We start from the raw sequence: 25,324 nt of genomic DNA on the forward strand, positions 1-25,324 counted from the left end.
CCACGCCTTCTTTTTGGGGGGGGGGTTTTTCTGCGGTTGGTTCTCTGACGGGGGCCCCCCCCCCACCGGGGCGGGCCGCCGTCGTTCCCGTCGGCGTCCGCGCGGATCAGAGGCCGAGGATCCGTACGGCCAGCTCCCGCATCTCGACCTTGCGGATCTTGCCGGTGACCGTCATCGGGAACTCCTCGACCACGTGCACGTAGCGCGGCACCTTGAAGCGGGCGAGCCGGCCCTCGCAGTAGGCGCGCACGGCGTCGGCGGTGAGCGGCTCGGCGCCCTCGCGCATCCGGACCCAGGCCATCAGCTCCTCGCCGTACTTCGGGTCGGGAACGCCGATCACCTGGACGTCGAGGACGTCCGGGTGGGTGTACAGGAACTCCTCGATCTCGCGCGGGTAGAGGTTCTCGCCGCCGCGGATCACCATGTCCTTGATCCGGCCGGTGATGGCGAGGTAGCCGTCCCCGTCCATCACCGCGAGGTCCCCGGTGTGCATCCAGCGGGCCGCGTCGACGACCTCGGCCGTGCGCTCGGGCTCGTCCCAGTAGCCGAGCATGACGGAGTAGCCGCGGGTGCACAGCTCGCCGGGCTCGCCGCGCGGGACGGTGCGGCCGGTGGCCGGGTCGACGACCTTGACCTCCAGGTGCGGGCCGACCCGGCCGACGGTGGAGACCCGGCGCTCGACCGGGTCGTCGGTGCGGGTCTGGGTGGAGACCGGCGAGGTCTCGGTCATGCCGTAGCAGATCGACACCTCCGCCATGCCCATCCGCTCGATGACCTCCTTCATCACCTCGGTCGGGCAGGGCGAGCCGGCCATGATGCCGGTGCGCAGGCTGCCGAGGTCGTGGCGGGCGAAGTCCGGGTCGGCGAGCTCGGCGATGAACATGGTCGGCACGCCGTACAGCGAGGTGCAGCGCTCGGCGGCGACGGCGGCCAGGGTGGCGCCGGGTTCGAAGGAGGGGGCCGGGATGACCATGCAGGCGCCGTGCGAGGTGGCGGCGAGGTTGCCCATCACCATGCCGAAGCAGTGGTAGAAGGGCACCGGGATGCAGATCCGGTCCTCCTCGGAGTAGTTCAGCAACTCCCCGACGAAGTAACCGTTGTTGAGGATGTTGTGGTGCGAGAGGGTGGCGCCCTTGGGGAAGCCGGTGGTGCCCGAGGTGTACTGGATGTTGATCGGGTCGTCCGGCGCCAACTCGCCCTGGCGTTGGGCGTAGTGGGCGAGCAGGGTGGGATCGGCCCTGCGGCCGGCCGTCAGCAGGGCGTCCCAGGCGGGGCCGCCGAGCAGCACCACGCGCTCCAACCCGGCGCAGCGCGGCCGGACTTCCTCGATCATCCCGGCGTAGTCCGAGGTCTTGAAGCTCTCCGCGGCGACCAGCAGCCGGATCCCGGCCTGGTTCAGCACGTACTCCAACTCGTGCGCCCGGTAGGCCGGGTTGACGGTGACCAGGATCGCGCCGAGCTTGGCGGTGGCGTACTGGGTGAGCGTCCACTCGGCACAGTTGGGGGCCCAGATGCCGACCCGGTCGCCCTTGGCGATGCCGAGTTCCAGCAGGCCGAGGGCCAGCGCGTCGACGTCGGCGGCGAGTTGGCCGTACGTCCAGCGGCGGGCGGTGGCGCGGTCGACCAGAGCGTCGCGGTCGGGGAAGACGCGCACCGCGCGGTCCAGGTTCTCCCCGATGGTGTCGCCGAGCAGCGGGACGTCCGAGGTGCCGGAGGCGTAGCTGCGCGGGGTCGGCGTGGTCGGCACGGGCTGGCTCCTGGGTGCGGAGGTGCGGGACGGGGACCATGGTCGCCGTCCCGGGCCCGCGGCGCCACCCCCGAACGGGGGTGCGGACACGGCGCCGGGGCCGCCCGTCGGGTTCGACGGACGGCCCCGGCGCTGCTGTCACCCGTTGATGCAGACGTTGCCCACCGTCGGGTTGAGGAACCCGGGCAGGCTGAACGTGTTGCCGCAGAAATTGGCCTCGAAGTTGATCGGGATCTGGATCTGGTTGCCGGAGAACACACCGGGCGAGTTGGCGGCGACACCGTTGGCGGTCGCGTCGCCCGCGGCGGCGGTGCCGGCACCGGCCAGGACGGCCACCGCGGCGAGCGCGGCAGCGGCGAAGGTGGTGCGAATACGCATTGCGTGACTCCTTGTGAGGGTGGCAAACGTCCGTGTGGCGATCACACTCGCACCGATCGAACGCGACAGCAGGCCGAGAGCGTCCGAATTGGTCATTCAGAGGGCGTGTCGCGCTTCGACGCCATCGGCACGGACCCCGACGCCGACCCCGCAGACCCGGACACGCTCAGTGATTCCAGCAGCTCCCGGGCCGGTTCCAGCTCCGGTTCCGCCGCCACCGCGCGGTGCAGCAGGCCGAGCGCCAACGCCCCGTCACCCGCTGCCAGCGCCTCCAGCGCGCGGTTGTAGTCGATCCGAGCGGAGTAACGCAGCCGGAACAGCACACTGAGGTCCTCCCGGCAGGACGGGCAGCCCAGCGACTCCCGGTCCGCCGGCACCCTGCAGAGCGGACACAGCACTTCCACAGACGTCGCGGCACTCATCGCGGACCGGCCTCCTCCGGACGGACCGGACCGAGCGACTCGGCGGCCGGCTCGCTGCCGAGTTCCCGCTGCGCCTGCGCGTACAGGGCCAGCAGGTTCGACATGTGGGTGTTGACCGCCTCCATGTTCGGCGCCTCCACCGCGTCGTCCAGGCCGCGCAGCTCCGCCATGATCCGCTGTGCCAGGGCCGGCGAGATCATGTTCTGGCTCACGTAGACGTTGCACATGGTGAGCATCCGGAAGGTGTGCCCGAGCGAGTCGCACAGCTCGTCCGCCTTCTGGGCCGCGCGCATGGCGCCCTCCCAGTCGGCCGCCTCCCGGCGCAGCCGCAGCTCGGCGGCCACCGAGCGCAGCCGGTCGAGGTCGCTCGGGTCCAGGTGCTTCTCGCAGTAGTGGATGAACAGGCTCAGGTACGCCTCCGAGCCGCGCACCCAGCGCTGGGCCTTGAGCTGGCGCTGCGCCCGCTCCAGCGCCTCGTCCACCGACTGGCCGCGGGTCTGCCCGGCGGCCAGGTCGTCCAGGGCGTCCATCAGCCGCTGGGCCTCGCGCATCTCGGCCTCGGTGAGCTCCCCGCCCCAGCGGTCGGTGAAGGTCTCGATCTGCCGCTGCTGCTCCTCGACCTGCACCTTCAGCTCCGGGTCGAGGGTGACCCGCTCCAGCTTGACGGTCTTCTCGGCACCGCCCTGGATCCGCACCGACAGGGTGATGGTGCGGTCGCGGTCGAGGCCGAAGGAGACCTCGACCGGGGTGCGGCCTCCGAGGCCCTCCGGCAGGCGCAGGGTGAGGTGCCCGATCAGCTCGTTCTGCTGGGCGATCTCGTGCTCGCCCTCGTACACCGCGATCTCCAGCCGCTGCCGGCCGCTGCCGGAGACCACGAACTCCCGGCTGACCGGCGAGCCGGTCGGGTAGCTGGTGTTCTTGGGGATGATGACGGCCAGCCGGCCGTCGTTGAGCTCGATGCCGAGGTTCTTCGGGGTGATGTCGAAGGGATTCGTGACCTGCATCAACTCACCGCAACCCGAACAGACCTCGCTTCCTGGCGGGTTGACCCTGGAGCAGGAGGCGCAGCGCAGACCGACGTCCTCGGCGGCGCTGGAGGCCACCTTGGTGTGCCCGGGGGCGGCCGAGTTGAGCGCCTCGCCGCACAGTTCGCAGGCGGTGACGCCGGGGGCGGCCGGGGTGCCGCAGCGCGGGCAGTTGTCGCCGCGCACCACGGTGGTGGCCTGGGACTGCTTCGGGATGACCGTCCCTGCTCCGGCCTCGGCCGAACCGGCCATGTCCTGGCCGCACTTGGGGCAGTCGGCGGCCTCGGCGTCCACCGGGACGTGGCAGGTCGGGCAGGAGACCCGGTCGCCGCCGAGCAGGGAGGTGGCGCAGTTGGCGCAGTTGGAGGCCGAGAGGTCCCCGGGGGCGCGGCACTCGGGGCACTCGACCTCGCCGACCAGGGCGGACTGCACGGCCGCGCCGAGGGCCACGCACTGCATCGGGTTGACGCCGCGCTTGATCCGGCGGGTGCCGAACACCTCGCCGAGCCGCCGCTCGACCAGCGGGATCGAGGTCGATCCGCCGACCAGCACCACCTCGTCGATGTCCCCGACGGTCAGGTTGGCCTGCATGATGGCCTTGTGGGTGAGCTCGATGGTCCGCTCGATCTGGGCCTCGATCAGCTCCTCGAAGCGGGCCCGCTCGAACTCCGTCTCCAGCACCAGCTGTCCGGCGCCCAGGCCGGGCAGGATCACCTCGGAGGACTGCTGGTTGGAGAGCTCGATCTTGACCGTCTCGGCGGTGGAGGCGATCTTCGGGCGGTCGCGCAGGTCGGGCTGGTAGTCGGAGCCGTACTCCTCGCGGATGTCCTCCAGCAGCGCGGTGGTGATCGCGCGGTCGAAGTCGTCGCCGCCCAGCAGGTTGTCGCCCTCGATGCCGAGCACCGAGACCGAACCGGGCACCAGCAGCAGGATGGAGATGTCGAAGGTGCCGCCGCCGAGGTCGTACACCAGGACGGTGCGGCCCTCGTCGCCGGCCTCGCTGGCCAGCCCGTACGCGAGGGCGGCGGCGGTCGGCTCGTTGATGATCCGCAGCACGTGCAGGCCGGCCATCCGGCCCGCCTCCTGGGTGGCGGCGACCTGCCGCTCGCCGAAGTAGGCGGGGACGGTGATGACGGCCCGGTGGAAGGGCTCGCCGAGGCGCTGTTCGGCGTCCTGCTTGAGCCGGTGCAGAATGATCGCGGAGATCTCGATCGGGGTGTAGGAGCGGCCGTTGAACCAGACGTTGACGTCGCCGTCGGTGCCCGCGGTGACCTTGTAGTCGACCTCCTTGAGGGCCGCCTGCACCTGCGGGTCCTTGAACTTGCGGCCCATGAAGCGCTTGACCGAGCGGATCACGTTGGCGCCGTCGATGGCGATCCGGCTGCGCGCGGTCGAGCCCACCAGCAGCTCGCCCTTGCGGCCGCTGCCGACCACGGAGGGCGTTGCCTCCTGGTTCTGCCGGTTGAAGATGATCTCCGGCTCGCCCCGGCGCAGGTGGGCCACCACCGAGTTGGTGGTGCCCAGGTCGATGCCGAGTGTGCGGTACATGTCGTTCCCCTCTTGCCCCTCGTGGTCCTGCTACGTCCTGGCTACTTCTTGCGCTTGGCCCGCTTGGCCGGCCGGCCCGGCGCCTTGGCCTGGCGGCGCGCCCTGGGCGGGACCGGCCTGGCCGGGGCCTCGACGGGCTCGGGATCGGGTTCGGGTTCGGTTGCGGACTCCGCTGCCGACTCGGTTGCGGGTTCGGTTGCGGGTACGGTCTCGGGCTGCGCCGCGGACTCGGCTGCGGCGGCTTCCGGTTCCTCGGGCTTCCCGGTCTCCTCGGCCTGCTCCGGTCCGATCAGCCGGCCCCTCGGGTCCTCGACCGGCGGCAGGGCCGACTCCGGTGCGGCGACGACCACCTGGGCCCGGCGCAACACCTCCTGCTCCCAGAAGAACCCGGTCACCACCGTCTGCACCACCGTCTCCGGCGCCACCCCCGGCCGCACCTCGGTGCCGACGATCTCGGTCAGCGCCGGATCCGCCGCCAGTCCCTCCAGCCGCATCGGCTTCACCCCCGCCTTGGCCAGCCGGCCGAGCAGCCGCCGACGGGTGGCCTCCAGCCCGGCGCCGCGACCGTGCGCGACCAGTTCGCGGTCCAGCCCGAGCGCGGCGAGCGCGTCGTCGACCTCGACGAGCACGCCCAGCAGTTCGCGCTGCGCGGCCCGTGCCTGCTGCTTCTGCTCGGTCAGTTTGTTCCCCAACAACGATGCGCGGAAGAGCAGTTGGGTGAACTTCGCCTCCAGGTCGACGGACTCGACCCCCGGCGGGACCTCCAGCGGCCGGTGGCCGTCGAGTACGGATGCGGTCGGCGCGTCGGTCATTCCGGAACCTCGATCTGTGGCAGCACGGACAGGTCGGCCGCGTAGCGGGCGGGCACGGGGGGTTCGGGGTCGGCACCGCCGGGGGCGGGCTCTGCGAAGTCGGCGGCCGCCTCGGCCCGGTGCAGGGCGAGCAGCGCCGGGGCCGGGGGCAGCCCGGGGCGCTCGATCACCAGCAGCGGCTCGGCGAGCGCGGGGGCCAGCAGGTCGGCGGCCTGGTCGACCGGTTCGGGCGGCAGCGGCTGCTGGAGGTCCACCTCCAGGCGCCGGTCCGGGTTGCGCAGCAGCGCGGCCGCGTCCTGGATCTGCTGGCGGCTGTACCGGCCCGCCTTCAGCGCCTTCCCGACGGAGAGGTTGATCTCGCGCACCCCGGCCGTGAGCGGGATGCCCAGGACCTCGTACGGCGAAGGTTCGTGCAGTGGCATGGCGGGCGGTCTCTCTCCTCACGGCTCGGGATTCGGGTGCGCGCTTCGTTCTGCCGGGTGCGACGGCACCGATCGTCGCGCGGTTGCGTTCAGTTGAGCTTCGCGATGCGCTGCTGCAGGGCGCGCAGTTCGCGGTCGCGCGGGTTGTGCGAGACAGCCCTTTCGATCGCCGCCTGAGCCAGGTGGTAGTCGCGGGCGTTGGCCTGGGCGACGGCCCAGGAGCTGTAGACCACGGCGAGTTCGCCGTGCAGCTTGGTGTTGTCCGCCGGGCTGGCGGCCAGGGCGAGCGCCTCCTCCAGCAGGCCGGCCGCGGCGGCGTAGCGGCGGGCCTCGAAGTGGGTGATCGCCTCGCCGCGCCAGACGCTGACCATCAGCCGGCGGATGTCGGTCGAGTCGTCGTAGGACATGGCCTTCTTGAGCATGTCGGCCTGGGCGGCGAACGGTTCGTCCCGCATCTCGTCGATGACGTGGTTGGCGAGCATCACCGAGATCCGCCGGTCGGCCTCCCTTCCGGCGTCGCCCTCCCACTCCGGGTCCCAGAGCAGTGCCTGGACCATCTTGCCGGTCGCGCGGGCCCGGTCGTCGGCGAAGGCGGCGGAGCGGGCGAGCTGGCGCAGCACGAAGGCCATGCCGTGCCGGTGCTCCGGGTCGTCGCTGAGGTCGATCAGCTGCTTCCACAGCCCGACGGCTTCGGTCAGTTCCTCGTCGGTGGCGTCGACGCGGCTGAGCTGGCCGGCCCGGTTGCCGAGGGCGGCCTGCAGGAAGTGCTTGGCGGTCGGGTCGCCGGGGGCGAGTTCGAGGCTCTTGGCGAGCAGTTCGAGGGCGCGCGGGTAGTCCTTCTCCTCGTTGTTGATCTTGCGGGCCCACTGGGCGTAGGTCGCACCGAGGTCGCCGCGCACCTCGGGGTCGTCCGGTGCCAGCGCGTAGGCCTTCTCCAGCAGTTCGGCGGCGCCCGCCTGGTCGTCCACGGTGCTCTTCAGCAGGGCGCGGGCCGCCCGTACGCCGGACTCGGCCGCGATCCGGGCCGTGTCGGCCGGCATCACGACGCCCGGTACGGTCCGGGCGCGGGTGAGGCAATCCAGCGCCTCGCGCCAGTCCTGGTTGCGGTGGTGCTCACGGGCCTGGCTGACCAGCGCGGCGCGGAGCAGCGCCTCCCAGGCCGCGTCGCGCTCGCCCTCGGCCACCGTGTCCAGCGCGGCCACGGCGGCGGCCTGGCGGCCCTGGAGGTGCAGGTACTGCTGCGGGCCGAGCGCGCCGAACAGGGCCAGGGCGCGGGTGAGCGCGGACGCGTCGGGGCCCGCGGGGCGCCGCCAGGCCCGTACCGCCTGTTCGAAGGCCTCGGCCCAGGCGGCGGTTCCGGACTCGCCGCGCAGCAGCCCGTCCAGCACGGGACCGACGACCAGTCGGCGCGGCGGGCGGCCGGGAAGGGTGATCCGGACGTCCCCCTGGGCGAAGGCGTCCGCGGCGTGGGCCTCCATGCCCAGGCGCAGCGTCCAGGCGGCGACCTCGTCGCCGCTGCGGCCCGCGGCCCGGTCGAGGGCGCGCAGGTCCTCGCGGAGGCGGTCGGAGAGCGCCGCACGGGCGGCGGCCATCCGCTGCGGTTCGGCCGGGCGGCCGGTGATCCGGGCGGTCTCCGCCCACAGCTCCTCGCGGTGCAGGGCGGCGACCAGGCAGCCGACCGTCCAGGCCCAGACCTGCTCGTCCGGCGCTTCGGCGGCCGCCGCGTACCGGTAGCCGGCCAGGCCGAGCGCGTGCAGCAGCCGGGGGTGGGCCGGGTCCCTGAGCAGCAGCTCGCGGTAGGCCCGGTACGCCTCGCCGTGGCGGCCCTCGGCGGCGTGCTGGTGGGCCTCGTGCTCACCCAGCAGCACCAGCGTCCCGGCGGCCTGCGGGTGGCCGGGCGCGAGGGTGAGCGCCCGGCGCAGGTCACCGGCCGCGCGGCCGGGCTGTCCGGCGGCGAGGGCGGCGCCGGCCCGGCGGACCAGGACGGCGGCCCGGGCGGCAGCGGCGTCGGCCGGCAGTCCGTCCAGGGCCTCGTCGAGGCGGCCGAGTTCGGCGCGCAGCAGCGCGAGGTCGAGCCGTACGGGCGCGGCGGCGGCACTGTCGCCGAGCGCCTCGGCCCAGGCCGCCAGGACGGGTTCGGCCTGCTCGGGGGTGCCGGCCCGGCGTGCGCAGTCCAGGACGGCGCGCAGGGCGGGGCCGGCGCAGCGTATGCAGCGCGGTGAGGCGGCCCCGGCCGGGGCGTGGAGGTGGTCGGCGCAGGCCTCGCGGCCGCAGCCGCCGCAGGCGCCGGTGGCGGGGCGGGTGCAGGCCGAGCAGACACCGGCGGGAGCGACGGCGGGAGCGGTGGCCGCGGGCGCGAGCACCGGCCCGGGCTGTGCGGGGATCCGGCCGACCACCTGGGTCGGCACGTCACCGGCGGGGTGTGCGGCGGCGGGCTGTACCGGGCCCGTCCCGATGGGCCGGCCGGGTTGCGCACCGGCAACCGGCGCGGCGGCCGTGCCGGCGGGCCCGGCGCCGCTCGCGCCGACGGCGCCCGCACCGTGGACGCCCGCACCGCCCGCCGCCGTACCGGCGTTCAGGAAGTACCGGTACCAGTCCAGCGCCGCGCCCCAGTTGCCCGCCCGCTCGGCGAGCAGGGCGCGCAGCCGGGCGAGCGCCGGGTCGCCGGCCGGGTCGGGGTCGAGCGGACCGAGCAGGGCGATGGTCTGGACCGGACGGCCCGCCAGCAGGGCGGCGGCGGCCAGGTGGTAGCGGTCGCGGAGTCCGCCGGCGGCGTCGAGCAGGGTGGTGACCTGGTCGGTGGAGCCCCCGGCCAGGGCGAGGGCAGCGCGCAGCCGGGCCTGCCGGTGGGTGAGCGCGCCGGGCAGGGTGTCGGCCAGGGCGAGCGCGGCGGCGGCCGCTTCGCGGGCCTCGGCGCGGTCGCGGCCGGTGATCAGCAGGTGGGCGGCCTCGCGCAGGGCGGCCTCGCGCAGGGCGAGGCGGTAGCCGGGGGCGGCGGGGTGTTCGGTGGCGGCCCGCTGCCAGAGTTCGCGGGCGGCGGCCGGGTCGGTGGTCAGCAGGGTGCGGGCGAGCCGGTCGCGGGCGAGGGCCTGACGGCCGTGCAGTTCGGGGTCGTCCAGCGGTTCCCAGCGGGCCAGGGCGCCGGCCGGGTCGTCGGTGCGGGCGAGGGCGAGACCGTGGTGGTAGGCGGCGATCCTGCTCCAGCGGGAGTCCGGCTGGTCGTCGGCCTCTGCGCGCAGGATCGGTTCGGCCTCGGCGGCCTGCCCGGCGGCGGTCAGGGCGGCACCGAGGCGGACCCTGGCGGGGCGCCAGTCGGGGGCCTGGCCCAGGCCGGCACGGTAGTCGGCGGCGGCCTCGGTGTGCCGTTGGGCCCGCTCGTGGACCAGGGCGAGGCCGAACCGGGCCGGGGCGAAGGAGGGTTGGACGGTCAGGGCGGCGGTGAACTGCTCCCGGGCCCGGTCGTCGGCGCCGAGCAGCAGGGCGAGGCGGCCGAGGGCGTAGCGGGGGCGCGGGTCGCCCGGGCTCTCCCCGGCCGCCGCGGCGAGGTCGGCCCACGCCGCGTCGGTGTCGCCGAGCCGCTGCCGGGCGAGGCCGCGGAAGAGCAGGCTGTCGGTGCGCAGCGCCGGTCCGCGGCCCCACGGGGAGGGCTCGCCGGGGCCGCGCCGCAGGGCCTCGTCGAAGGCGGCGACGGCGGGTTCGTCCTGGTGCAGGGTGAACAGCTGGGCTCCCCAGCGGAACCAGAGTTCGCCGCTCCCGGCGGGCGCGGCGGCGGCGAGCAGCGGTTCGGCCTCGGCGGCCCGGTCGGTGGCGCGCAGCAGGGCGGCGCGGGCGAGCACCGGCCAGTCCTGGCCGGGGAGGGCGGCCAGGGCCCGGGCGGTGGCGTGGTCGCGCTGCTGGGGGCCGGCGTCGCGGCAAAGCCGCTGCAGCCACTGCCGGGCGCGGGCGGCGGCCTCGGCCTCCTCGCCGGGTTCGGCCCCGCCGGCGGTGGCCTGGAGGAGGGCGAGGACGGGTTCGAGGTCGCCGTCCGGGGCCTGTGTCCGTTCCTCGGCGAGGCGGCGCAGGCTCCAGCGGGGCAGTTGGCGGGCCGGGTCGGTGAGCAGCGGGAAGGCCTCGCGGTGCAGGGCGAGGGTGGCCTGCTGGTCGCCGGTGGGGATGGTGGCCTCGGCCTGGCCGAGCAGGGCGAGGCCGCGCTGGGTGCGCAGTTCCTCGGGCCCGGTGGCGAGTTGGCGGGCCAGCCGGGCGTACCGGCGGCGGGCCTGCGGGGCCTTGCCGGCCGCGAGTTTCTCGGCGGCCGCGCCGAGCGCCTTGGCGACTCCGGCCGCGTCCAGGGTGGTTCGCCGGCGGGCGAGCACCACTGCGGCGGCCACACCGGCCAGTGCCACCACGATGATCAGCAGCACCGCGAGCTGCGCCATGCACCGTCCCCCTGCGCTTCGAGAGCGTCCCACTTCATGATCAACTTTCCCCGTACGATCATGAGTTGACGTTGTTTCGTGATGTTGCTCGGGCGCCCATCAGAATAGGCCCTCCCCCGGGCGGACGAACAGAAATGAGCACTATCCTGGGCGGGCGCAGGCTGCTGGACTGCTGCGCGTCCACAGCGGTGAGAAGCGTCGGGGGTCGTGTGTCCGAGTCTCGTTGGGTTCCCGGGCTCCGCTTCGGGCCGGAGTTCGACCCCGAACAGTACGAGCTGCTGGAGTTCCACCACCGGGGCGGCGAGGCCGAGGTGTGGCGGGCCGTGCGCACCGGGCACAACGGGATCAAGGAGCTCGTCGCCGCGAAGATCATGCTGGAGCGGGACCCGTCCGAGGTCCGGCGCTGGCTCGGCCGCTGGGACGACGTCTCGCACAACGCCCACCGGCTCGGCGTCACCGACCTGGTGGTGCCCAGCTTCCTGCTCGGCCCCTCCCCGCACCGGCCCGGCACGGCACCCTCCGGCGGGCTGCTCGGCTACCAGATCTCGCCGTGGGTCGAGGGCGTCCCGCTGCACACCTGGGCCCGTACCCAGCGCGGCGGGCCGGCAGCGGTGGCCGAAGTACTGGCCCGGCTCTGCCGGATCGTCGACGAGCTGCACCGCAAGCGCTGGGTGCACCGCGACATCTCCCCCGCCAACGTCCTGGTCGACGCCCAGGGCCTGGTCAAGCTGATCGACCTGACCTTCCTCGCGCCGCTCGACCACACCCTCACCGTCGCGGTGTTCACCCCCGGCCACGTCCCGCCAGAAGCCGAACAGGTCGGCGGCTTCCCGACCGCCGCCAAGGACCTGTTCGCGGTCGGCACCCTCGCCCGCACCCTGCTGCTGCCCGACCACGGCCGGCTCGACCACCGGCTCGCCGCCGAACAGGCCCGCGCCGAACTGCTGGCCGCCGGGTACGGCGAGGAACTCGCCCGCTGGGCCTGCGAACCGCTCGCCCGCGAACCCGAGCGCCGTCCCTTCCCGCTCGGCCCCTGGGCCGCCCGGGGCCGCGAACTCCTGCGCGCCCACCGCCCGGTGGCGCGCACCGCGGGCCTGGCCGTCCTGCCCGACCGGGCCGGACGGCCGCTGGTGGTCACCGGCGGCGCCGACGGCACCGCCCTCGCCGGGCCCGGACGCACCGACCACCGCCTGCCCGCCGGCCGGGGCCTCGGCGCCGTACGGGAGTTGGCGGCGGGCTGGGCCGGACGCCAGGGCGAACTGGTGGTCTGCGCCGAGGACCGCTCCGGCACCCTCTGGGTCGGCACCGCGGCCGGCTGGTGGGAGGCGGCCCGCGGGGTCAGCGGCCTGGCCGGGGCCGTCGGCGCGGCCGGAGAACTCACCGTGTGGACCGCCGCGGCGGGCGCCCTGCGCTCCTACCGCTGGGCCCCCGGCCTCACCCTCACCGGCCAGGAACACCCCGGCTGCCCCGCCGACCGGGTGCTCGCCGCGGAGGAGGAACGTCCCGGCGCCTGGCTGCTCCTGGTCGAGCACCGCGAACGGGTACTCAGCTGGCGGCCCGGCTCCGGCGAACCACCCGTTCCCCTCGGCCCGCCCGGCACCCTGCGCGCCGGGGCACTCGCCCGCGCCTCCGCCGGACCCCAGGCCGCCACCCTGCGCGCGGACGGCTCCGTCCAGCTCCACACCCTCGGCGCCCCCGGCACCGCCACGGAGATCGGCGACGGCGAACCCGCCCTCGGCATCGCCATGGTCGGCCACCGCGGCGGGCCCACCGTCGCCCTGGCCGGCGCGGGCGGTGTACGGCTGCGGCTCCCCGCCGGCGGCGCCTCCCGGCGCCCGCGCTGGTGGCGGCCCACCCTGCGTCCCGCCACCCGGGTCGCGCTCACCATGGGCGACGACTGGCGGCTGTGCCTGGCGGCGGTCGTGGAGGGCGAGCTGCAGGTGTGGCAGGAGGATGCGGCCTACCGCTGGCAGGCGGTGGACCTGCCGGAGGAGGCGTAGGCCCCCGGGCGGGCCGCGAAAACCTCTCGCCTCCGTACGTCCCGCCCGGTACGGTCGCTCGCGGCCGCACCCCCGACCGAGAGCAGGTTCCGTCCCATGGCATGTCGCATCAGCGAACTCGTCCTCGGCTGCCGCGAACCCGAGGTGCTGGCGCGGTTCTGGTGCGAGGTCCTGGACTTCGTGGTGCTCGGCCGCGAGGACGACGGCAGCATCGAGATCGGGCCGCGCGAGGGCTTCGGCGGCGCCCAGCCGACGCTCTTCCTCAGCCGCCGGGAAGCACCGGAGCCGGGCAAGCCCCGCCTGCACATCGACGTCAACGCCACCGACCGGGGCCAGGAGGCCGAACTCGAACGCCTGCTGGCCCTCGGCGCGCGCCCGGCCGACATCGGCCAGACCGGCGAGGAGTCCTGGCACGTGCTCGCCGACCCCGAGGGCAACGAGTTCTGCCTGCTCAAGGCCCGTCTCAACCCGCTCTGACGGAGTCCACAGCCATCGGGGCACCAGGCCCGTCAGCTGATGCACTCTGCCGCACCCTCGTCCGCCCTGTTCGGACGGACGGCCCGGGCACCAGGAGGAGGACGCGGGGGCTCCTGTCGGCCCCGGGGCGGGCGGGTACGACGCCGCGACCGGTAGCCGACGGGCCCCGCCGCCGTCACGCCAACGGTGCGGCCCGCTCAGGACTCCGGCAGCAGGTGCACCGGGCCGGTCGCGCTCACGTAGGTCTCGCTGCCGACCGGCCAGGGGCGGTCCGAGGAGGCGATCAGGACGTCGGGCAGTCCGGGGGCTTCCGGGCGGAGTTCGACGCGGTGGTCGTGGCCGCGGAAGTCGCTGCCGATGACCTTGGCCGGGGCCGCGCCGTCCACCGGGTCGGCGGTGAGGCGGAGTTGGCCGGGGCGGAGCAGGGCGAGCGCGGCCGTAGGAGTCGCGCCGGGGGTGACGAGTGGGAGTGGGCCGAAGGCGGTCAGGGCCTCAACTCCCTTGGCGTCGGCGGGAATCAGGTTGGCCTCGCCGAGGACGGTGGCGACGGCGGCGTCCGTCGGGCGGTGGTAGAGCTCGTGCGGGGTGCCGGCTTGGGCGATCCGGCCGTCCCGCAGGACGGCGATGGTGTCGGCGAAGGAGAGGGCCTCGTCCTGGTCGTGGGTGACGAGGACCGCCGTGGTGCCGGACTGCCGCAGCGTGGCGGCGACTTCGCGGCGCAGTTCGGCGCGGAGGGTGGCGTCCAGGGCGGCGAAGGGTTCGTCGAGCAGCAGGAGCCGGGGCCGGGGTGCCAAGGCCCGGGCGAGGGCGACGCGTTGCTGCTGGCCGCCGGAGAGCTGGTGCGGGCGGCGTTCGCCGAGGCCGGGCAGGCCGACGAGGTCGAGCAGTTCGCCGACGCGGGCGCGGCGCCGGGAGCGCGGCAGGCCGAAGCCGATGTTGGCGGCGACGCTCAGGTGGGGGAAGAGCGCGCCGTCCTGGGGGACGAGGCCGATGCCCCGGTGTTCGGGGGCGAGCCGGCTGCGCCCGTCGTCCAGGACGCGGCCGTGCAGCAGGACCTGTCCGGCGGCGGCCGGGTGGAAGCCGGCCAGTACCCGCAGCAGGGTGGACTTCCCGCAGCCGGACGGCCCGAGGACGCAGGCGAGGGCGCCGTCGGGCACGGTCAGGTCGATGCCGTGCAGGACCGGGCTGCGCCCGTGGGCGGCATGGAGGTCGACGACGGACAGTCCGGTCACTGGTTCTCCCCAGGACGGCCGAGGTTTCGGCGGGTCAGCAGCAGGACGGAGGGCACGGACAGCGCGACCATCAGCGCGGCGTAGGGCGCGGCCGCCCCGTAGGCGAGGCCACTGGTGTAGACCCAGAACTGGGTGGCCAGGGTCTGGGTGCCGGTGGGGCGCAGCAGCAGGGTGGCGGTGAGTTCGGTGGAGGCGGTGAGGCCCACCATGGCGACGGCCGCGCCCAGGCCGGGCAGCACCAGTGGGAGGGTGATCCGGCCGAGGACGGCGAGCGGGCGGGTGCCGAGCGAGCGGGCGGCCTCCTCGACGCCGGGCGGCACCTGGGCGAGGGCGGCGCGGACGGCGGTCAGCGCCAGCGGGAAGAACAGCAGGACGTACCCGAGGATGAGCATCGGCGGCTGCTGGTAGAGGGGTTGGGCCCAGCGGACGGCGAAGAAGACCACCGACAGGGCGACCGCGATGCCGGGCAGTGCCCGGGTGAGGTAGGCGACCCGTTCGGCGGCGCGGGCCGGCCGGGTGCCGTGCCGCCAGCCGTACAGGGCGACCGGGACGGCCGCGGCGGTGGCGACCAGCGCCGCGCCGAGCGCGTACCCGAGGGTGGCCAGGGTGGCGCCGAGGACGGAGGCGGAGGGCAGGGTGGTGGAGCTGCCCTTGATCAGCCAGTACGTGAGCGCGTACAGCGGCACCCCGAGCGAGACGACGACCAGCGAGGCGAGGGCGAGGAGTGCGGGCGCCGTCCAGCCGCCGAGCCGGGCGGGCGGTGCCGGGCGGGCGAGGGCGCCGTGCCGGGTGACGCGCGCCCGGCGGCCGGCCCAGGCCTCCAGGGCGACCAGCAGCAGGGCGAGCGCGACCAGCACCAGGGTGAGCAGGGAGGCGGAGGCCGCGTCGAAGCCGAGCTTGTACTGGGTGAACACGGCGGTGGCGAAGGTGGTGTAGCGCAGCATCGCGAAGGCGCCGTACTCGCCGAGGAGGTAGAGCGAGACGAGCAGCACGCCGCCGGCGAGTGCGGGCCGGGTGAGCGGGAGGGTGACCCGCCACAGGGTGGCCAGCCGGCCGCGGCCCAGGGAGCGGGAGACCTCCTCGGCGGCGGCGTCGCCGTGCCGCAGGGCGGCCGCGACCGGGAGGAACACGAGGGGGTAGAGCGAGCAGGTCATCACCAGCACCGCGCCCCAGTAGCCGTGGACGGAGCGGAACAGCGAGACCCAGGAGTAGCCGCGCACGAACTCCGGTACGGCCAGCGGCAGAGCGAGCGCGACGGTCCAGGCGCGGCGGCCTGGCAGGGTGGTGCGTTCGACCAGGTAGGCGGCGCCGAAGCCGAGGACGGCGGTGGCGAGGGTGACGGCGGCGGCCAGGCTCAGGGTGTGCCAGAGCAGGGTGGCGATCAGCGGGCGGCCGAGCAGCCGCCGCGTCTGGTCCCAACCGGCCTGCGCGGCCTGGGCGATGACGAAGCCGAGCGGTGAGGCGACCACCGCGACGACGGCGACGGCGACGGGGGCGAGCAGGCCGGTGGCCCGCCACCGGCGCCGCAGCCTCGGCCCGACGACCGGGGTCGTCCCCACGGAAGTCGTCTGCGCGGGGGTCGTCACTGGAGCAGGCCGGCGTCCTGGAGCAGGCCCAGGGCCTGCTTGCCGTCGCCCAGCTGTGCCGGGTCGGCGACGGTGCCGATGGTGTCCAGGGCGGGCAGTTCGGGCTTGCCCTGCACGCCGCTGACCAGCGGGTACTCGTAGCTGGCCGAGCCGGCGATGACGGTCTGGGCGGGGGCGGAGGCGAGGTAGCCGAGGAAGGCCTGGGCGGCGGCCTGGTGCTTGCCGTGCTTGAGGACGGCGGCGCCGGAGACGTCGACCAGCGAGCCCGGGTCGCCCTTGGGGAAGTAGTGCAGGGTCGCGTGGGTCTCGGCGGCGCCCTTCTCGTCGCGCATCCGGTAGAAGTAGTAGTGGTCGATGACGCCGCCCTCGACCTCGCCGCTGTTGACGGCGGCGGAGAGGGTCTCGTTGCTGTCGTAGATCTTGGCGTTGTCCTTGAGGCCCTTGAGCCACTGCTTGGTGGCGTCCTCGCCCTTGGCCTTGAGCACCTGGGTGACGACCGGGGCGAAGTCGGTCTCGCTGGGGGCGATGCCCAGGCGGCCCTTCCACTCGGGCTTGGCGAGGTCGAGCACGGAGGCGGGCGGCGCGGTGTCGGCGGCCTTACCGGTGGCCGCGAGGAAGGCGGAGGTCCGGGCGGAGACCCCGACCCAGTCACCGCGACCCGAACTGTCGTTGGCCGGTACGGACTTGAGGGTGTCGGGGGCGGCCTTGGCGAGCAGGCCCTTGTCGCCGAGGACGGTGAGCGCGGGCGGGTTCTCGGCGTAGAAGACGTCGGCCGGGGAGGCGTCGCCCTCCTGGAGGATCTGGTTGGCCAGTTCGGCCTCGTCCCCGGAGCGCAGCTCGACCTTGATGCCGGTGCGCTTGGTGAAGTCCTCGGTCAGCGCCTTGACGGTCTGTTCGTGCTGGCCGCTGTAGACGGTGATGGTCTGGCCGGCGAGCGCCGTACCGGAGGCCGCGGGGGCCGCGCTGTCCGTGCTGCCGCCCGAGCTGCCGCAGGCGGTGAGGGCGAGCGCGCAGGCGGCGAGGAGGGACAGGGCGGCGAGGGGCCGGGCGGTTCCGGGCATGCTGAGGGTCCTCCGAGGGTGGCGGGGGTCGGCCGTACGGGCCTGCCGGATGATCAGGGCACCGGCCCGACGGCACGAAAACCTAAGGCAGGGAAGCCTTGCCTAACAAGTTTCGGAGCGTCACATCTCGGTCCGGTCGCGAGAGGGTAGGACTTCGGTGAGTGCTACCCCAAGCACAGGCAAAGACGCCCGATTACGGGCGCAAGGGGAGGAAACAGCATGTTTCGGTCTAACTACGGCCGCTACTGTGCGTGACACTCACAGATTGAGCCGGGCGCACCGAGGCCCCGGAACCGGGCGGCGGTTCCGGGGCCTCGGGGCCGTCGGCAGCGAACGGTGGCGGTGGCGGCGGCGGTGGGCCGCTCAGCGGAAGCGGCGCAGCCGCAGGCTGTTACCGACCACGAAGACCGAGGAGAAGGCCATGGCCGCCCCCGCGATCATCGGGCTGAGCATCCCGGCCGCCGCCAGCGGCAGGGCGGCGACGTTGTAGCCGAACGCCCAGAACAGGTTGCTCTTGATGGTGCCGAGGGTGCGGCGGGAGAGCCGGATGGCGTCCGCCGCGGCCAGCAGGTCGCCGCGGACCAGGGTCAGGTCACCCGCCTCGATCGCGGCGTCGGTGCCGGTGCCCATCGCCAGGCCCAGGTCGGACTGGGCGAGCGCGGCCGCGTCGTTGACGCCGTCGCCGACCATCGCCACGACCTTGCCCTCGGCCTGCAACCGCTTGACGGTGTCGACCTTGTCCTGCGGCATGACCTCGGCGATCACGTGCTCCGGCTCGATGCCGACCTCGGCCGCGACCGCCTCGGCGACCAGCCTGTTGTCACCGGTGAGCAGCACCGGGGTCAGGCCCAGGGCGCGCAGCGCGGCGATGGCCTCGGCGCTGGTCGGTTTGACCGCGTCGGCGACCTCCAGGACGGCCCGCGCCTCGCCGTCCCAGCCGACCGCGATCGCGGTGCGGCCGGCCGACTCGGCCCTGCGCTTGGCCCCGGCCAGGGACTCCGGCAGGTACTGCGACCACTCGTTGAGCAGCGCCTCCCGCCCGGCCACCACCGCGTGGCCGTCGACCACGCCCTGGACGCCCAGGCCCGGGACGTTCTCGAAGCCCTCGACGGCGGGAAGTTCGCCGGCCTTGGCGGCGGCGGTGGCGATCGCCCGGGCGATCGGGTGCTCGGAGGCGTGCTCCAGGGCGCCGGCGAGCCGGAGCGCCTCGGCTTCGGTGACGCCCTCGACGGTGTGCACGCCGAGCAGGGTCATCTGTCCGGTGGTGACGGTGCCGGTCTTGTCCAGGACGATGGTGTCGACCTTGCGGGTGGACTCCAGCACCTCGGGGCCCTTGATCAGCACGCCCAGCTGGGCGCCGCGGCCGGTGCCGACCAGCAGGGCGGTCGGGGTGGCCAGGCCGAGGGCGCACGGGCAGGCGATGATCAGTACGGCGACGGCTGCCGTGAAGGCGGCGGTCCAGCCCTCGCCGGTGCCCAGCCAGTAGCCGAGGGTGGCGACGGCGAGGGTGATGACGATCGGCACGAAGACGGCGGAGATCCGGTCGGCGAGGCGCTGGGCGGCGGCCTTGCCGTTCTGCGCGTCCTCGACCAGCTTGGCCATCCGGGACAGCTGGGTGTCCGCGCCGACCCGGGTCGCCTCGACGACCAGCCGGCCGCCCGCGTTGACGGTGGCGCCGGTGACGCTGTCGCCGACCCCCACCTCGACCGGCACCGACTCGCCGGTCAGCATCGAGGCGTCGACGGCCGAGGCACCCTCGACCACGGTGCCGTCGGTGGCGATCTTCTCGCCCGGCCGCACCACGAAGCTGTCGCCCACGGCGAGTTCGGCGATCGGGATCCGCACCTCGGCTCCGCCGCGCAGCACCGTCACGTCCTTGGCGCCCAGTTCCAGCAGCGCCTTGAGAGCGGCTCCGGCGGTGCGCTTGGAGCGGGCCTCGAAGTAGCGCCCCGCCAGGATGAAGGCGGTGACGCCGGCCGCCGCCTCCAGGTAGATGTTGGAGGCGCCGTCGCTGCGGCCGATGGTGAACTCGAAACCGTGCCGCATGCCGGGCATCCCGGCGTCGCCGAAGAACAGCGCCCACAGGGACCACAGGAACGCGGCGCCCGTACCGAGCGAGACCAGGGTGTCCATCGTCGCGGCGCCGTGCCGGGCGTTGGTGAACGCGGCTCGGTGGAACGGCCAGGCGGCGTAGGTGACGACGGGGGCGGCGAGGGTCAGCGAGAGCCACTGCCAGTTGTCGAACTGCAGGGCCGGCACCATCGCCATCGCGATCACCGGGACGGCCAGGGCCAGCGCGGTGAACAGCCGCTGGCGCAGCGGGGCCAGCTCGTCGGCGGGCTCGCCCTGCCCGGCGTCCGGGACGCCGGCGGTGGCCGGGGGCTCGGGCGGGGCGGCGGTGTAACCGGTGGCCTCGACGGTGGCGATCAGGTCGGCGACCTCCACCTCGCCCTCGAAGGTGACCTTCGCCTTCTCGGTGGCGTAGTTGACGCTGGCCGAGACGCCGTCCATCCGGTTGAGCTTCTTCTCGATGCGGGCCGCGCACGAGGCGCACGTCATTCCGCCGATCGAGAGTTCCACCTCCGTGGAGGCGGGTGCCTGCGTGGTCATCGTTGCTCCTCGTGACAGTCGGTACTTCGAGGTCGTGCGAAGGTGCGTCCGCGGCCGGGCCCACTATACCCACTAGGGGTATATGAGCCATCGGATTCCTTTATACCCCCCGGGGGTACTGTCCGCAAGCTCCGCCCGCTACCGCTCCGTCCACACCGCCGCCTTCACCGTCACCGCCGACGGCGCCACTGCTCCAGCGACCGAGGACCAGCACTGATCACGCCCGTACGGAAGGTGCCGGGCGATCCCCAGCGGATCGCCCGGCACCTCGCTGCGCCCACCCGTCCGGTCAGCGGAACGCGGCGACGTTGCGCACGGCCCAGTCGGCGAACGGACGCGGAGCCCGGCCGAGGACCCGCTCGACGTCCGGGCTGGCGCGCAGCTCGGCCGGGCTCGGGGAACCGAGGATGTCCAGGGTGTCGTCCGCGAGTTCCACCGGCATGCTCCGGCTCATGGCGGCCCTGGCCTCGTCGCGGGCGAGTTCGTGGAAGCGCACCGGCGAGCCCAGCGCGGCGGCGAGGGCCTCCGTCTGCTGCCGCGGAGTGATCACCTCCGGACCGGTCAGCTCGTACGCGGCACCGGCGTACCGGTCGTCCAGCAGGCAGGCCGCCGCGACCTCGGCGATGTCCGCCGGGTCGATGACCGGCACGCCGACGTCCCCGAAGGGCGCGGCCACGAGCCGCTGGGCACGGACGGACTCGGCCCACCACAGGGCGTTGGAGGCGAAGCCGCCCGGCCGCAGGATCGCCCACTCCAGGCCGGAGTCCCGCAGCACGTCCTCCAGCCCGCGCATCGCGATCCGCGTCGCGCCGAAGGGCCTGGTCACCACCCCCTGGGTGGAGAGCAGCACCACCCGGCGGACCCCGGCCGCCACGGCTTCCCCGATGAGGTCGGCGGGGCGGGCCGCCTGAGCGTGCAGGTTCCCGGACAGCAGCAGGAACAGCGCCTCCGCGCCGGGCAGGACGGCCGCGAGTTCGCCCGGCCGGGCCAGATCGGCCACCACATGGCGCACGCCGTCCGGCACCGCCGCCGGATGCCGCGACACCGCCTCCACCTCCCGACCCGCCTCGGCCAGCGCCCGCGTCAACGGCCGGCCGATGTTCCCGGTCGCCCCGGTCACCACGATCATGATCAGCTCCTTGTCGGATGTCGTCCGTGGTCCCGACGCTAGGACTCGGGCTAACTTTTCGTAAGGACGTACCTTTACGTAAGCTCATGGCATGAAGGAAGGCATGCAGCACACGCAGGTCGAGCCGGGGCGCCGGTATGACGTGTTTCACACCGACTGCCCCGCCCGCGACATGGTCGACCACGTGACCAGCAGGTGGGGCATCTGGGTGCTGATCTCCCTGCGCGGCGGCGACCTCCGGTTCTACGAACTGCGCGAGAGCATCCAGGGCGTCAGCGAGAAGATGCTCTCCCAGACCCTGCGGACCCTCGTCCGGGACGGCCTGGTCCGGCGCGAGGTCGAGCCGACGACGCCACCCCAGGTCACCTACGGGCTCACCGAGTTCGGCCGGGACGTCGCCGAACCGCTGACGGACCTGTTCGACCGCATCACCCGGCGGCTCCCGCCACGCACGGCGGCAGCCACCGGGTGAGGCCGACGGTCACGGACGGAGAACCCGCGCCGCCGTGTCCCGGATGCTGTCGGCCAGGGCCCCGGGAGCGGTGATGTGGGCGGCGTGCCCCTGGCCGGCGAGCGTGACGACCCGCGCATCCGGCAGGACCGCCGCCAGATCGGCCAGGCGTTCGCGCAGATGGGCAGGACTGAGCTCGCCCTCGATCAGCGACGTCGGCGTCCCGAGCGTCGCGAAGCGGTCGATCCCGACGCCGAGCGCGTCGATCGCCTCGTCCTCCGCGATCTGCGCCGCCGCGTACGGGGACAGCGCCGCCCGCATCTGCGGGGCGGCGAACATGGCGTCGACCAGGCCCCCGGGCACGCGGACGATGTCCCGCATGTGGATCCGCATCGCCTCCATCGGATCGCCCCCGTCGAGCGCGGCACGGGCCCGGACGCCTGCCGCCCCCGCGATCAGCTCCCGGGTGGGCAGCGGAGGTTCGTAGAGCCACTCCTGGCGGACGCGACCGCGATGGAGGGCCCCGAGCACCCACTGCTGGCCGTCGGCCTCGCGGACGAACCCGGGCGAACGTTCAGGGTCCCGGCGCGGTGGTTTCCGGATGTGTCCGCCAACCTCAGCATCGCCAACATGGACTTCGCGGAGTTCGCCGACGCTGCTGACCGATCGGGCACCTTCCGTGGCTTCGACGGGGACTGACGCCTGGCTGAGGAGGGTCCGCAGCCTGCCGGGAAGCCCCGGTTTCCGAATCCGGTTGCCGCTCCGCGGCCGACTGCGCATCCTGCTGGGATGCGCTTCTCCGTCAACATCCCGAACTTCGGTGACTTCGCCGACCCCCGTAACGTCGCGACCGTTGCGGCTGCCGCCGAACAGGCGGGCTGGGACGGGCTTTTCGTCTGGGACCACGTACTGCACCGGCAGCACCAGGGGCGCCCGTTCGGAGACCCCTGGATGCTGCTGACCGCGGCCGCGCTGGCGACCTCCCGGATCCGACTGGGCACACTACTGACGCCGGTCCCCCGCTACCGTCCACAGCAACTGGCCCGCCAGGTGACCACTCTGGACCACCTCAGCGGCGGCCGGGTGATCTTCGCCGCCGGCCTGGGCGGTCCGGTCGAGGACGAATACCGCAGCTTCGGCGACGCCGCCGAACCACGACTTCTCGCCGAGCGGCTGGACGAGGGACTGGAGCTGTTGCGGCACTTCTGGTCCGGCGAGCCGGTGAACCACCACGGCGGGCACTACGAGGTCCGGGACGTGACGTTGCTGCCCGCCACCGTGCAACGACCCGGTCCGCCGGTGTGGATCGGGGGGTTCTGGCCGCGCCGTGCGCCGATGCGGCGGGCAGCGCGGTGGGACGGCGCGGTGCCGCTCTTCGAGACGGCCCGGCACGGGCACGTGCCGGACGTGGCGGAAGTACGCGAACTGGTCGGCTATGTGCGTAAGCACCGTACGGCCGACGCCGAGCGCCCCTTCGAGTTCGTGCTCGGCGGTGCCACACCCCCGGACGCGGCGAAGGCCAGGGACGTGATCGGTCCCCTGCACGACGCCGGCGCGACCTGGTGGGACGAGCGACAGATCCAGACCGGCCCCGACCTGGACCGCCTCCTCCCGGTACTGCGCCGCATCGAGGCGGGGCCGCCGGTGGTCTGATCGGCCGTTCGAGGTCGTGCCGGGCGTGCACGTCGCCCCTTGAGGAGAGGCCGGGCGATCCGCGTCGGATCGCCCGGCGTCTTGGCTCATCCGGACGGGTGGCGGGCCGCTTGCCGGAGCACGGCGCGGAGGAGGGCCTCGGCGTTGCCCGGGGTGGCCACCCAGAACTGCATCTCGGTGTGGGCGGATCGGCGTCGTGGGCTCAGGGCGCGGACCGGGCGGGAGAACTGGGCACTGAGGCACCACCACATCTCGATGCGGGCCCAGGTGAGACGCCCGCTCACTCGGGGTCCGTCACGCGCAGGTGGATCGGGTGGGCGGACTCGACGCCGATGTAGGCGATCGCGCGCACCGCACCGAACTCGACCAGCTGGTGGGCGATCCGGGTGGCGGAGGCGTCGCTGAACAAGTCGGCGAGGTAGGCGGCCTGGTCGGCATCCAGCGGGAGCCGGGCGAGGCTGGTGCGGACGGCGTCGAGGGCGTCGGTGAGCCTGGTGAAGGTGGCGGGCTCGGTGATGCCCTTGATCTCTACGTGGACGGGGAAAGGAAGTTCGGCGTTCACTGTGCGCTCCCGTCGATCAGCGCCCACACCGTCTTGCCGATGCCCCCGGTGCGCGGACAGCACCCCCAGCTCGCGGCCAGCTGGGAGACGAGCCAGAGGCCACGGCCGCACTCGGCGTCCTCGGGTGCGGGGTGCACGGCCGGCAGGCGCGGATCGGCGTCGTGCACCTCGATGCGAAGCGAGTCGGGGCGCAGCGAGAGCCGGATGAAGACGAGCCGCCCCGGCGGGGTCTTGGCGTGGAGGACGGAGTTGGCGACGAGTTCGCCGAGCACCAACTCCCCGGTGTCGCAGAACCGTTCGCCTCCCAATCGGGTGGCGAGGAAGGTTCGCAGCAGCCGCCGGGCGAAACCGGCGGACTTGTGGTGGCTGGGCAGCCACCACGAGAAGTCATGCGGAGGGACGGGCGGCTTCTCCAACATTCCGGGCATGGCAGGGCCTCCGGGGGGTGCGGTGGGAGAGGTGGCGATCCAGAGGGCGGCGAGAGGCATGGGAATGCCCGCGCGAAGATCCGCCGGGATCACGCTGTGTGGTGACCTTAACCACATTCCGTAGTGTGGCCCGGTACCATCACGTCTCGCAACATGAAGTCTGCAATTTGCATCTCGACGCCTCCGTGCTCGACGCTCCGTCACAATGCATGCTGTACAGGCGCAGAGAGGATCGAGCATGAGCGACGGACCAAGGCCGACAGTGCGCGGCCGTCGACTGGGCTCGGAGCTTCGACGGCTCCGAGAGTTCGCGGACAAGTCCACGGAGGAGGCCGCGGCGGCCCTCAAGTGCTCCCGAGCGAAGATCAGCCGGATAGAGACCGGCTCTGTGGGCATCCGGCGCTTGGATCTCGGGATTCTGATCGATCTCTACGGCATCACCGATCCGTCGGAGAGGGAAGCTCTCGAAACGCTCGCCCGGGAGAGCAAGAAGCGCGGCTGGTGGCACGACTACGGCGACACGATCCCAGCCCAGTATGCGGACTTCCTCTCCCTGGAAGGCGATGCCAGGTATATCCAAACCTGGCAACCTCTGGTTCTGCCTGGCCTCTTGCAGACCGAGGACTACGCCCGCGCCTTGCTCGCGGCGAATCCTGCCGCCGTCCGCCCCGAACGCATCGAGCAACTGGTCAAGGTGCGGATGGAACGCAAGGACGTCCTGGCCAAGTCAGATCCCGCACGCTTCTGGGCAATCATCTGGGAACCTGCTCTTCGGTGCCCGGTAGGCGGGCTCGACGTACAGCGCGAGCAGCTGAACTACCTGGTCGAGGCCGCGCAGCGCCCAAACGTCACATTGCAGGTTGTGCCGCTCAGCGTCGGCGCTCTCGCCGGAGCGTGCGGCGCGTTCGTGATGTTCGGATTCACAGATTCGCCGACCCCGGGGACAGTGTTCCTTGAGACCCTGACCAGCAGCCACTACCTGGAGCAGGAAGCGGAGCTCGACGGCTACGGACTCGTCTTCGACTACCTGCGATCATCGGCCCTGAATCCGGCCCAGTCGATCGATATGATCACCGCCATCGCATCGGAACCGTGAGTTCGAGATCAGACAAGAGGGTGAGCAGATGACCACGCCGGAGATCTCCGCTCGTGAGTGGTACAAGAGCAGCTACAGCGCCCAGGCAAACGACTGCATAGAGACCAGGCTCGTCGTCAGCAACGGGCATCTGGCCGTCCGGGACTCGAAGGACCCCCAGGGCCCCACTCTGGCCTTTGCGGCCAAGGCATGGACCGCCTTCGTCGCCGCCATCAAGACCGGCGAACTCCCGAACACCTGAACATGCCTGCGCGAGAAGTCGACCCGGCC

23 protein-coding genes are annotated in these 25,324 nt (G+C 73.5%); 7 read left to right on the forward strand and 16 right to left on the reverse strand.

Annotated features, from left to right (window positions below; translation table 11 throughout):
* Positions 1 to 106 precede the first annotated feature (106 nt).
* From ACFV1W_RS29125 to ACFV1W_RS29155, 7 genes are all read right to left on the reverse strand, one after another.
* Positions 107 to 1,747 (reverse strand): AMP-binding protein, encoded by a 1,641-nt coding sequence (locus ACFV1W_RS29125; protein ID WP_380420227.1) that lies wholly within the window; start codon positions 1,745 to 1,747, stop codon positions 107 to 109.
* Positions 1,748 to 1,885: 138 nt separating this feature from the next.
* Positions 1,886 to 2,125 carry a chaplin gene (locus ACFV1W_RS29130; protein ID WP_380420228.1) on the reverse strand — a complete coding sequence of 80 codons (240 nt, stop codon included), beginning with the start codon at positions 2,123 to 2,125 and terminating at the stop codon, positions 1,886 to 1,888.
* Between the two features lie 92 nt (positions 2,126 to 2,217).
* Positions 2,218 to 2,547 (reverse strand): hypothetical protein, encoded by a 330-nt coding sequence (locus tag ACFV1W_RS29135; RefSeq protein ID WP_380420229.1) that lies wholly within the window; start codon positions 2,545 to 2,547, stop codon positions 2,218 to 2,220.
* Positions 2,544 to 5,120, reverse strand: a complete 2,577-nt coding sequence (locus ACFV1W_RS29140) for an Hsp70 family protein (protein ID WP_380420230.1) — start codon at positions 5,118 to 5,120, stop codon at positions 2,544 to 2,546. The genes ACFV1W_RS29135 and ACFV1W_RS29140 overlap by 4 nt, the downstream gene beginning before the upstream one ends.
* Positions 5,121 to 5,161: 41 nt before the next feature.
* Positions 5,162 to 5,932, reverse strand: coding sequence for a nucleotide exchange factor GrpE (locus ACFV1W_RS29145; protein ID WP_380420231.1), 771 nt, complete (start codon positions 5,930 to 5,932; stop codon positions 5,162 to 5,164).
* Positions 5,929 to 6,354 (reverse strand): hypothetical protein, encoded by a 426-nt coding sequence (locus ACFV1W_RS29150; protein WP_380420232.1) that lies wholly within the window; start codon positions 6,352 to 6,354, stop codon positions 5,929 to 5,931. The genes ACFV1W_RS29145 and ACFV1W_RS29150 overlap by 4 nt, the downstream gene beginning before the upstream one ends.
* Before the next feature lie 89 nt (positions 6,355 to 6,443).
* Complete coding sequence (locus tag ACFV1W_RS29155; RefSeq protein ID WP_380420233.1) at positions 6,444 to 10,769, reverse strand: hypothetical protein; 4,326 nt, start codon at positions 10,767 to 10,769, stop codon at positions 6,444 to 6,446.
* A gap of 209 nt (positions 10,770 to 10,978) precedes the next feature.
* Here ACFV1W_RS29155 and ACFV1W_RS29160 point away from each other — a divergent pair, with 209 nt between their 5' ends.
* Complete coding sequence (locus ACFV1W_RS29160) at positions 10,979 to 12,769, forward strand: hypothetical protein (RefSeq protein ID WP_380420234.1); 1,791 nt, start codon at positions 10,979 to 10,981, stop codon at positions 12,767 to 12,769.
* A gap of 96 nt (positions 12,770 to 12,865) precedes the next feature.
* Positions 12,866 to 13,246: a VOC family protein gene (locus ACFV1W_RS29165; protein WP_380420235.1), complete on the forward strand. Its 381-nt coding sequence runs from the start codon at positions 12,866 to 12,868 to the stop codon at positions 13,244 to 13,246.
* Between the two features lie 197 nt (positions 13,247 to 13,443).
* Here ACFV1W_RS29165 and ACFV1W_RS29170 read toward each other — a convergent pair whose 3' ends face one another.
* The 5 genes from ACFV1W_RS29170 to ACFV1W_RS29190 form a co-directional block, all read right to left on the reverse strand.
* A complete protein-coding gene (locus ACFV1W_RS29170; RefSeq protein ID WP_380420236.1) occupies positions 13,444 to 14,478 on the reverse strand; it encodes an ABC transporter ATP-binding protein in 1,035 nt (344 codons plus the stop codon).
* A complete protein-coding gene (locus tag ACFV1W_RS29175) occupies positions 14,475 to 16,037 on the reverse strand; it encodes an ABC transporter permease (RefSeq protein WP_380420237.1) in 1,563 nt (520 codons plus the stop codon). The genes ACFV1W_RS29170 and ACFV1W_RS29175 overlap by 4 nt, the downstream gene beginning before the upstream one ends.
* A 23-nt stretch (positions 16,038 to 16,060) precedes the next feature.
* Positions 16,061 to 17,125, reverse strand: coding sequence for an iron ABC transporter substrate-binding protein (locus ACFV1W_RS29180; RefSeq protein ID WP_380420238.1), 1,065 nt, complete (start codon positions 17,123 to 17,125; stop codon positions 16,061 to 16,063).
* Positions 17,126 to 17,488: 363 nt separating this feature from the next.
* Positions 17,489 to 19,735, reverse strand: coding sequence for a heavy metal translocating P-type ATPase (locus ACFV1W_RS29185; protein WP_380420239.1), 2,247 nt, complete (start codon positions 19,733 to 19,735; stop codon positions 17,489 to 17,491).
* A 289-nt stretch (positions 19,736 to 20,024) separates the two neighbouring features.
* Positions 20,025 to 20,864, reverse strand: a complete 840-nt coding sequence (locus tag ACFV1W_RS29190) for an NAD(P)H-binding protein (protein WP_380420240.1) — start codon at positions 20,862 to 20,864, stop codon at positions 20,025 to 20,027.
* A gap of 91 nt (positions 20,865 to 20,955) precedes the next feature.
* Here ACFV1W_RS29190 and ACFV1W_RS29195 point away from each other — a divergent pair, with 91 nt between their 5' ends.
* A complete protein-coding gene (locus tag ACFV1W_RS29195) occupies positions 20,956 to 21,336 on the forward strand; it encodes a winged helix-turn-helix transcriptional regulator (protein ID WP_380420241.1) in 381 nt (126 codons plus the stop codon).
* Positions 21,337 to 21,345: 9 nt separating this feature from the next.
* On the opposite strand, the gene ACFV1W_RS29200 is transcribed toward ACFV1W_RS29195, so the two are convergent.
* The gene (locus tag ACFV1W_RS29200) at positions 21,346 to 21,846 is read right to left on the reverse strand and encodes an alpha/beta fold hydrolase (RefSeq protein WP_380420273.1); all 501 of its coding nucleotides are present in this window, start codon (positions 21,844 to 21,846) and stop codon (positions 21,346 to 21,348) included.
* On the opposite strand from ACFV1W_RS29200, the gene ACFV1W_RS29205 reads away from it, so the two are divergent.
* Positions 21,829 to 22,014, forward strand: coding sequence for a DUF6924 domain-containing protein (locus tag ACFV1W_RS29205; protein ID WP_380420242.1), 186 nt, complete (start codon positions 21,829 to 21,831; stop codon positions 22,012 to 22,014). The genes ACFV1W_RS29200 and ACFV1W_RS29205 overlap by 18 nt on opposite strands.
* 90 nt (positions 22,015 to 22,104) lie before the next feature.
* The gene (locus tag ACFV1W_RS29210; RefSeq protein WP_380420243.1) at positions 22,105 to 22,968 is read left to right on the forward strand and encodes an LLM class flavin-dependent oxidoreductase; all 864 of its coding nucleotides are present in this window, start codon (positions 22,105 to 22,107) and stop codon (positions 22,966 to 22,968) included.
* A gap of 86 nt (positions 22,969 to 23,054) precedes the next feature.
* On the opposite strand, the gene ACFV1W_RS29215 is transcribed toward ACFV1W_RS29210, so the two are convergent.
* From ACFV1W_RS29215 to ACFV1W_RS29225, 3 genes are read right to left on the reverse strand one after another with little or no spacing between them, the layout of a single operon-like run.
* Positions 23,055 to 23,252, reverse strand: a complete 198-nt coding sequence (locus tag ACFV1W_RS29215) for a hypothetical protein (protein WP_380420244.1) — start codon at positions 23,250 to 23,252, stop codon at positions 23,055 to 23,057.
* Complete coding sequence (locus ACFV1W_RS29220) at positions 23,249 to 23,530, reverse strand: hypothetical protein (RefSeq protein ID WP_380420245.1); 282 nt, start codon at positions 23,528 to 23,530, stop codon at positions 23,249 to 23,251. Before ACFV1W_RS29220 ends, ACFV1W_RS29215 begins: the two co-directional genes overlap by 4 nt.
* Positions 23,527 to 23,958: an ATP-binding protein gene (locus tag ACFV1W_RS29225; protein ID WP_380420246.1), complete on the reverse strand. Its 432-nt coding sequence runs from the start codon at positions 23,956 to 23,958 to the stop codon at positions 23,527 to 23,529. The genes ACFV1W_RS29220 and ACFV1W_RS29225 overlap by 4 nt, the downstream gene beginning before the upstream one ends.
* 238 nt (positions 23,959 to 24,196) lie before the next feature.
* On the opposite strand from ACFV1W_RS29225, the gene ACFV1W_RS29230 reads away from it, so the two are divergent.
* Both ACFV1W_RS29230 and ACFV1W_RS29235 read left to right on the forward strand, forming a co-directional pair.
* A complete protein-coding gene (locus ACFV1W_RS29230) occupies positions 24,197 to 25,054 on the forward strand; it encodes a helix-turn-helix domain-containing protein (RefSeq protein ID WP_380420247.1) in 858 nt (285 codons plus the stop codon).
* A 28-nt stretch (positions 25,055 to 25,082) separates the two neighbouring features.
* Positions 25,083 to 25,295 carry a DUF397 domain-containing protein gene (locus ACFV1W_RS29235; protein WP_380420248.1) on the forward strand — a complete coding sequence of 71 codons (213 nt, stop codon included), beginning with the start codon at positions 25,083 to 25,085 and terminating at the stop codon, positions 25,293 to 25,295.
* Positions 25,296 to 25,324: the final 29 nt, after the last annotated feature.

The organism is Kitasatospora sp. NPDC059648 (assembly GCF_042734825.1).
Classification (GTDB): Bacteria; Actinomycetota; Actinomycetes; order Streptomycetales; family Streptomycetaceae; genus Kitasatospora.

Coding starts and splice junctions, on each gene's coding strand:
- ACFV1W_RS29130 (WP_380420228.1), bottom strand. CDS start 2,125: ATGCGTATTCGCACCACCTTCGCCGCTGCCGCGCTCGCCGCGGTGGCC.
- ACFV1W_RS29135 (WP_380420229.1), bottom strand. CDS start 2,547: ATGAGTGCCGCGACGTCTGTGGAAGTGCTGTGTCCGCTCTGCAGGGTG.
- ACFV1W_RS29140 (WP_380420230.1), bottom strand. CDS start 5,120: ATGTACCGCACACTCGGCATCGACCTGGGCACCACCAACTCGGTGGTG.
- ACFV1W_RS29145 (WP_380420231.1), bottom strand. CDS start 5,932: ATGACCGACGCGCCGACCGCATCCGTACTCGACGGCCACCGGCCGCTG.
- ACFV1W_RS29150 (WP_380420232.1), bottom strand. CDS start 6,354: ATGCCACTGCACGAACCTTCGCCGTACGAGGTCCTGGGCATCCCGCTC.
- ACFV1W_RS29155 (WP_380420233.1), bottom strand. CDS start 10,769: ATGGCGCAGCTCGCGGTGCTGCTGATCATCGTGGTGGCACTGGCCGGT.
- ACFV1W_RS29165 (WP_380420235.1), top strand. CDS start 12,866: ATGGCATGTCGCATCAGCGAACTCGTCCTCGGCTGCCGCGAACCCGAG.
- ACFV1W_RS29180 (WP_380420238.1), bottom strand. CDS start 17,125: ATGCCCGGAACCGCCCGGCCCCTCGCCGCCCTGTCCCTCCTCGCCGCC.
- ACFV1W_RS29185 (WP_380420239.1), bottom strand. CDS start 19,735: ATGACCACGCAGGCACCCGCCTCCACGGAGGTGGAACTCTCGATCGGC.
- ACFV1W_RS29190 (WP_380420240.1), bottom strand. CDS start 20,864: ATGATCGTGGTGACCGGGGCGACCGGGAACATCGGCCGGCCGTTGACG.
- ACFV1W_RS29195 (WP_380420241.1), top strand. CDS start 20,956: ATGAAGGAAGGCATGCAGCACACGCAGGTCGAGCCGGGGCGCCGGTAT.
- ACFV1W_RS29205 (WP_380420242.1), top strand. CDS start 21,829: ATGGAGGGCCCCGAGCACCCACTGCTGGCCGTCGGCCTCGCGGACGAA.
- ACFV1W_RS29210 (WP_380420243.1), top strand. CDS start 22,105: ATGCGCTTCTCCGTCAACATCCCGAACTTCGGTGACTTCGCCGACCCC.
- ACFV1W_RS29225 (WP_380420246.1), bottom strand. CDS start 23,958: ATGCCCGGAATGTTGGAGAAGCCGCCCGTCCCTCCGCATGACTTCTCG.
- ACFV1W_RS29230 (WP_380420247.1), top strand. CDS start 24,197: ATGAGCGACGGACCAAGGCCGACAGTGCGCGGCCGTCGACTGGGCTCG.
- ACFV1W_RS29235 (WP_380420248.1), top strand. CDS start 25,083: ATGACCACGCCGGAGATCTCCGCTCGTGAGTGGTACAAGAGCAGCTAC.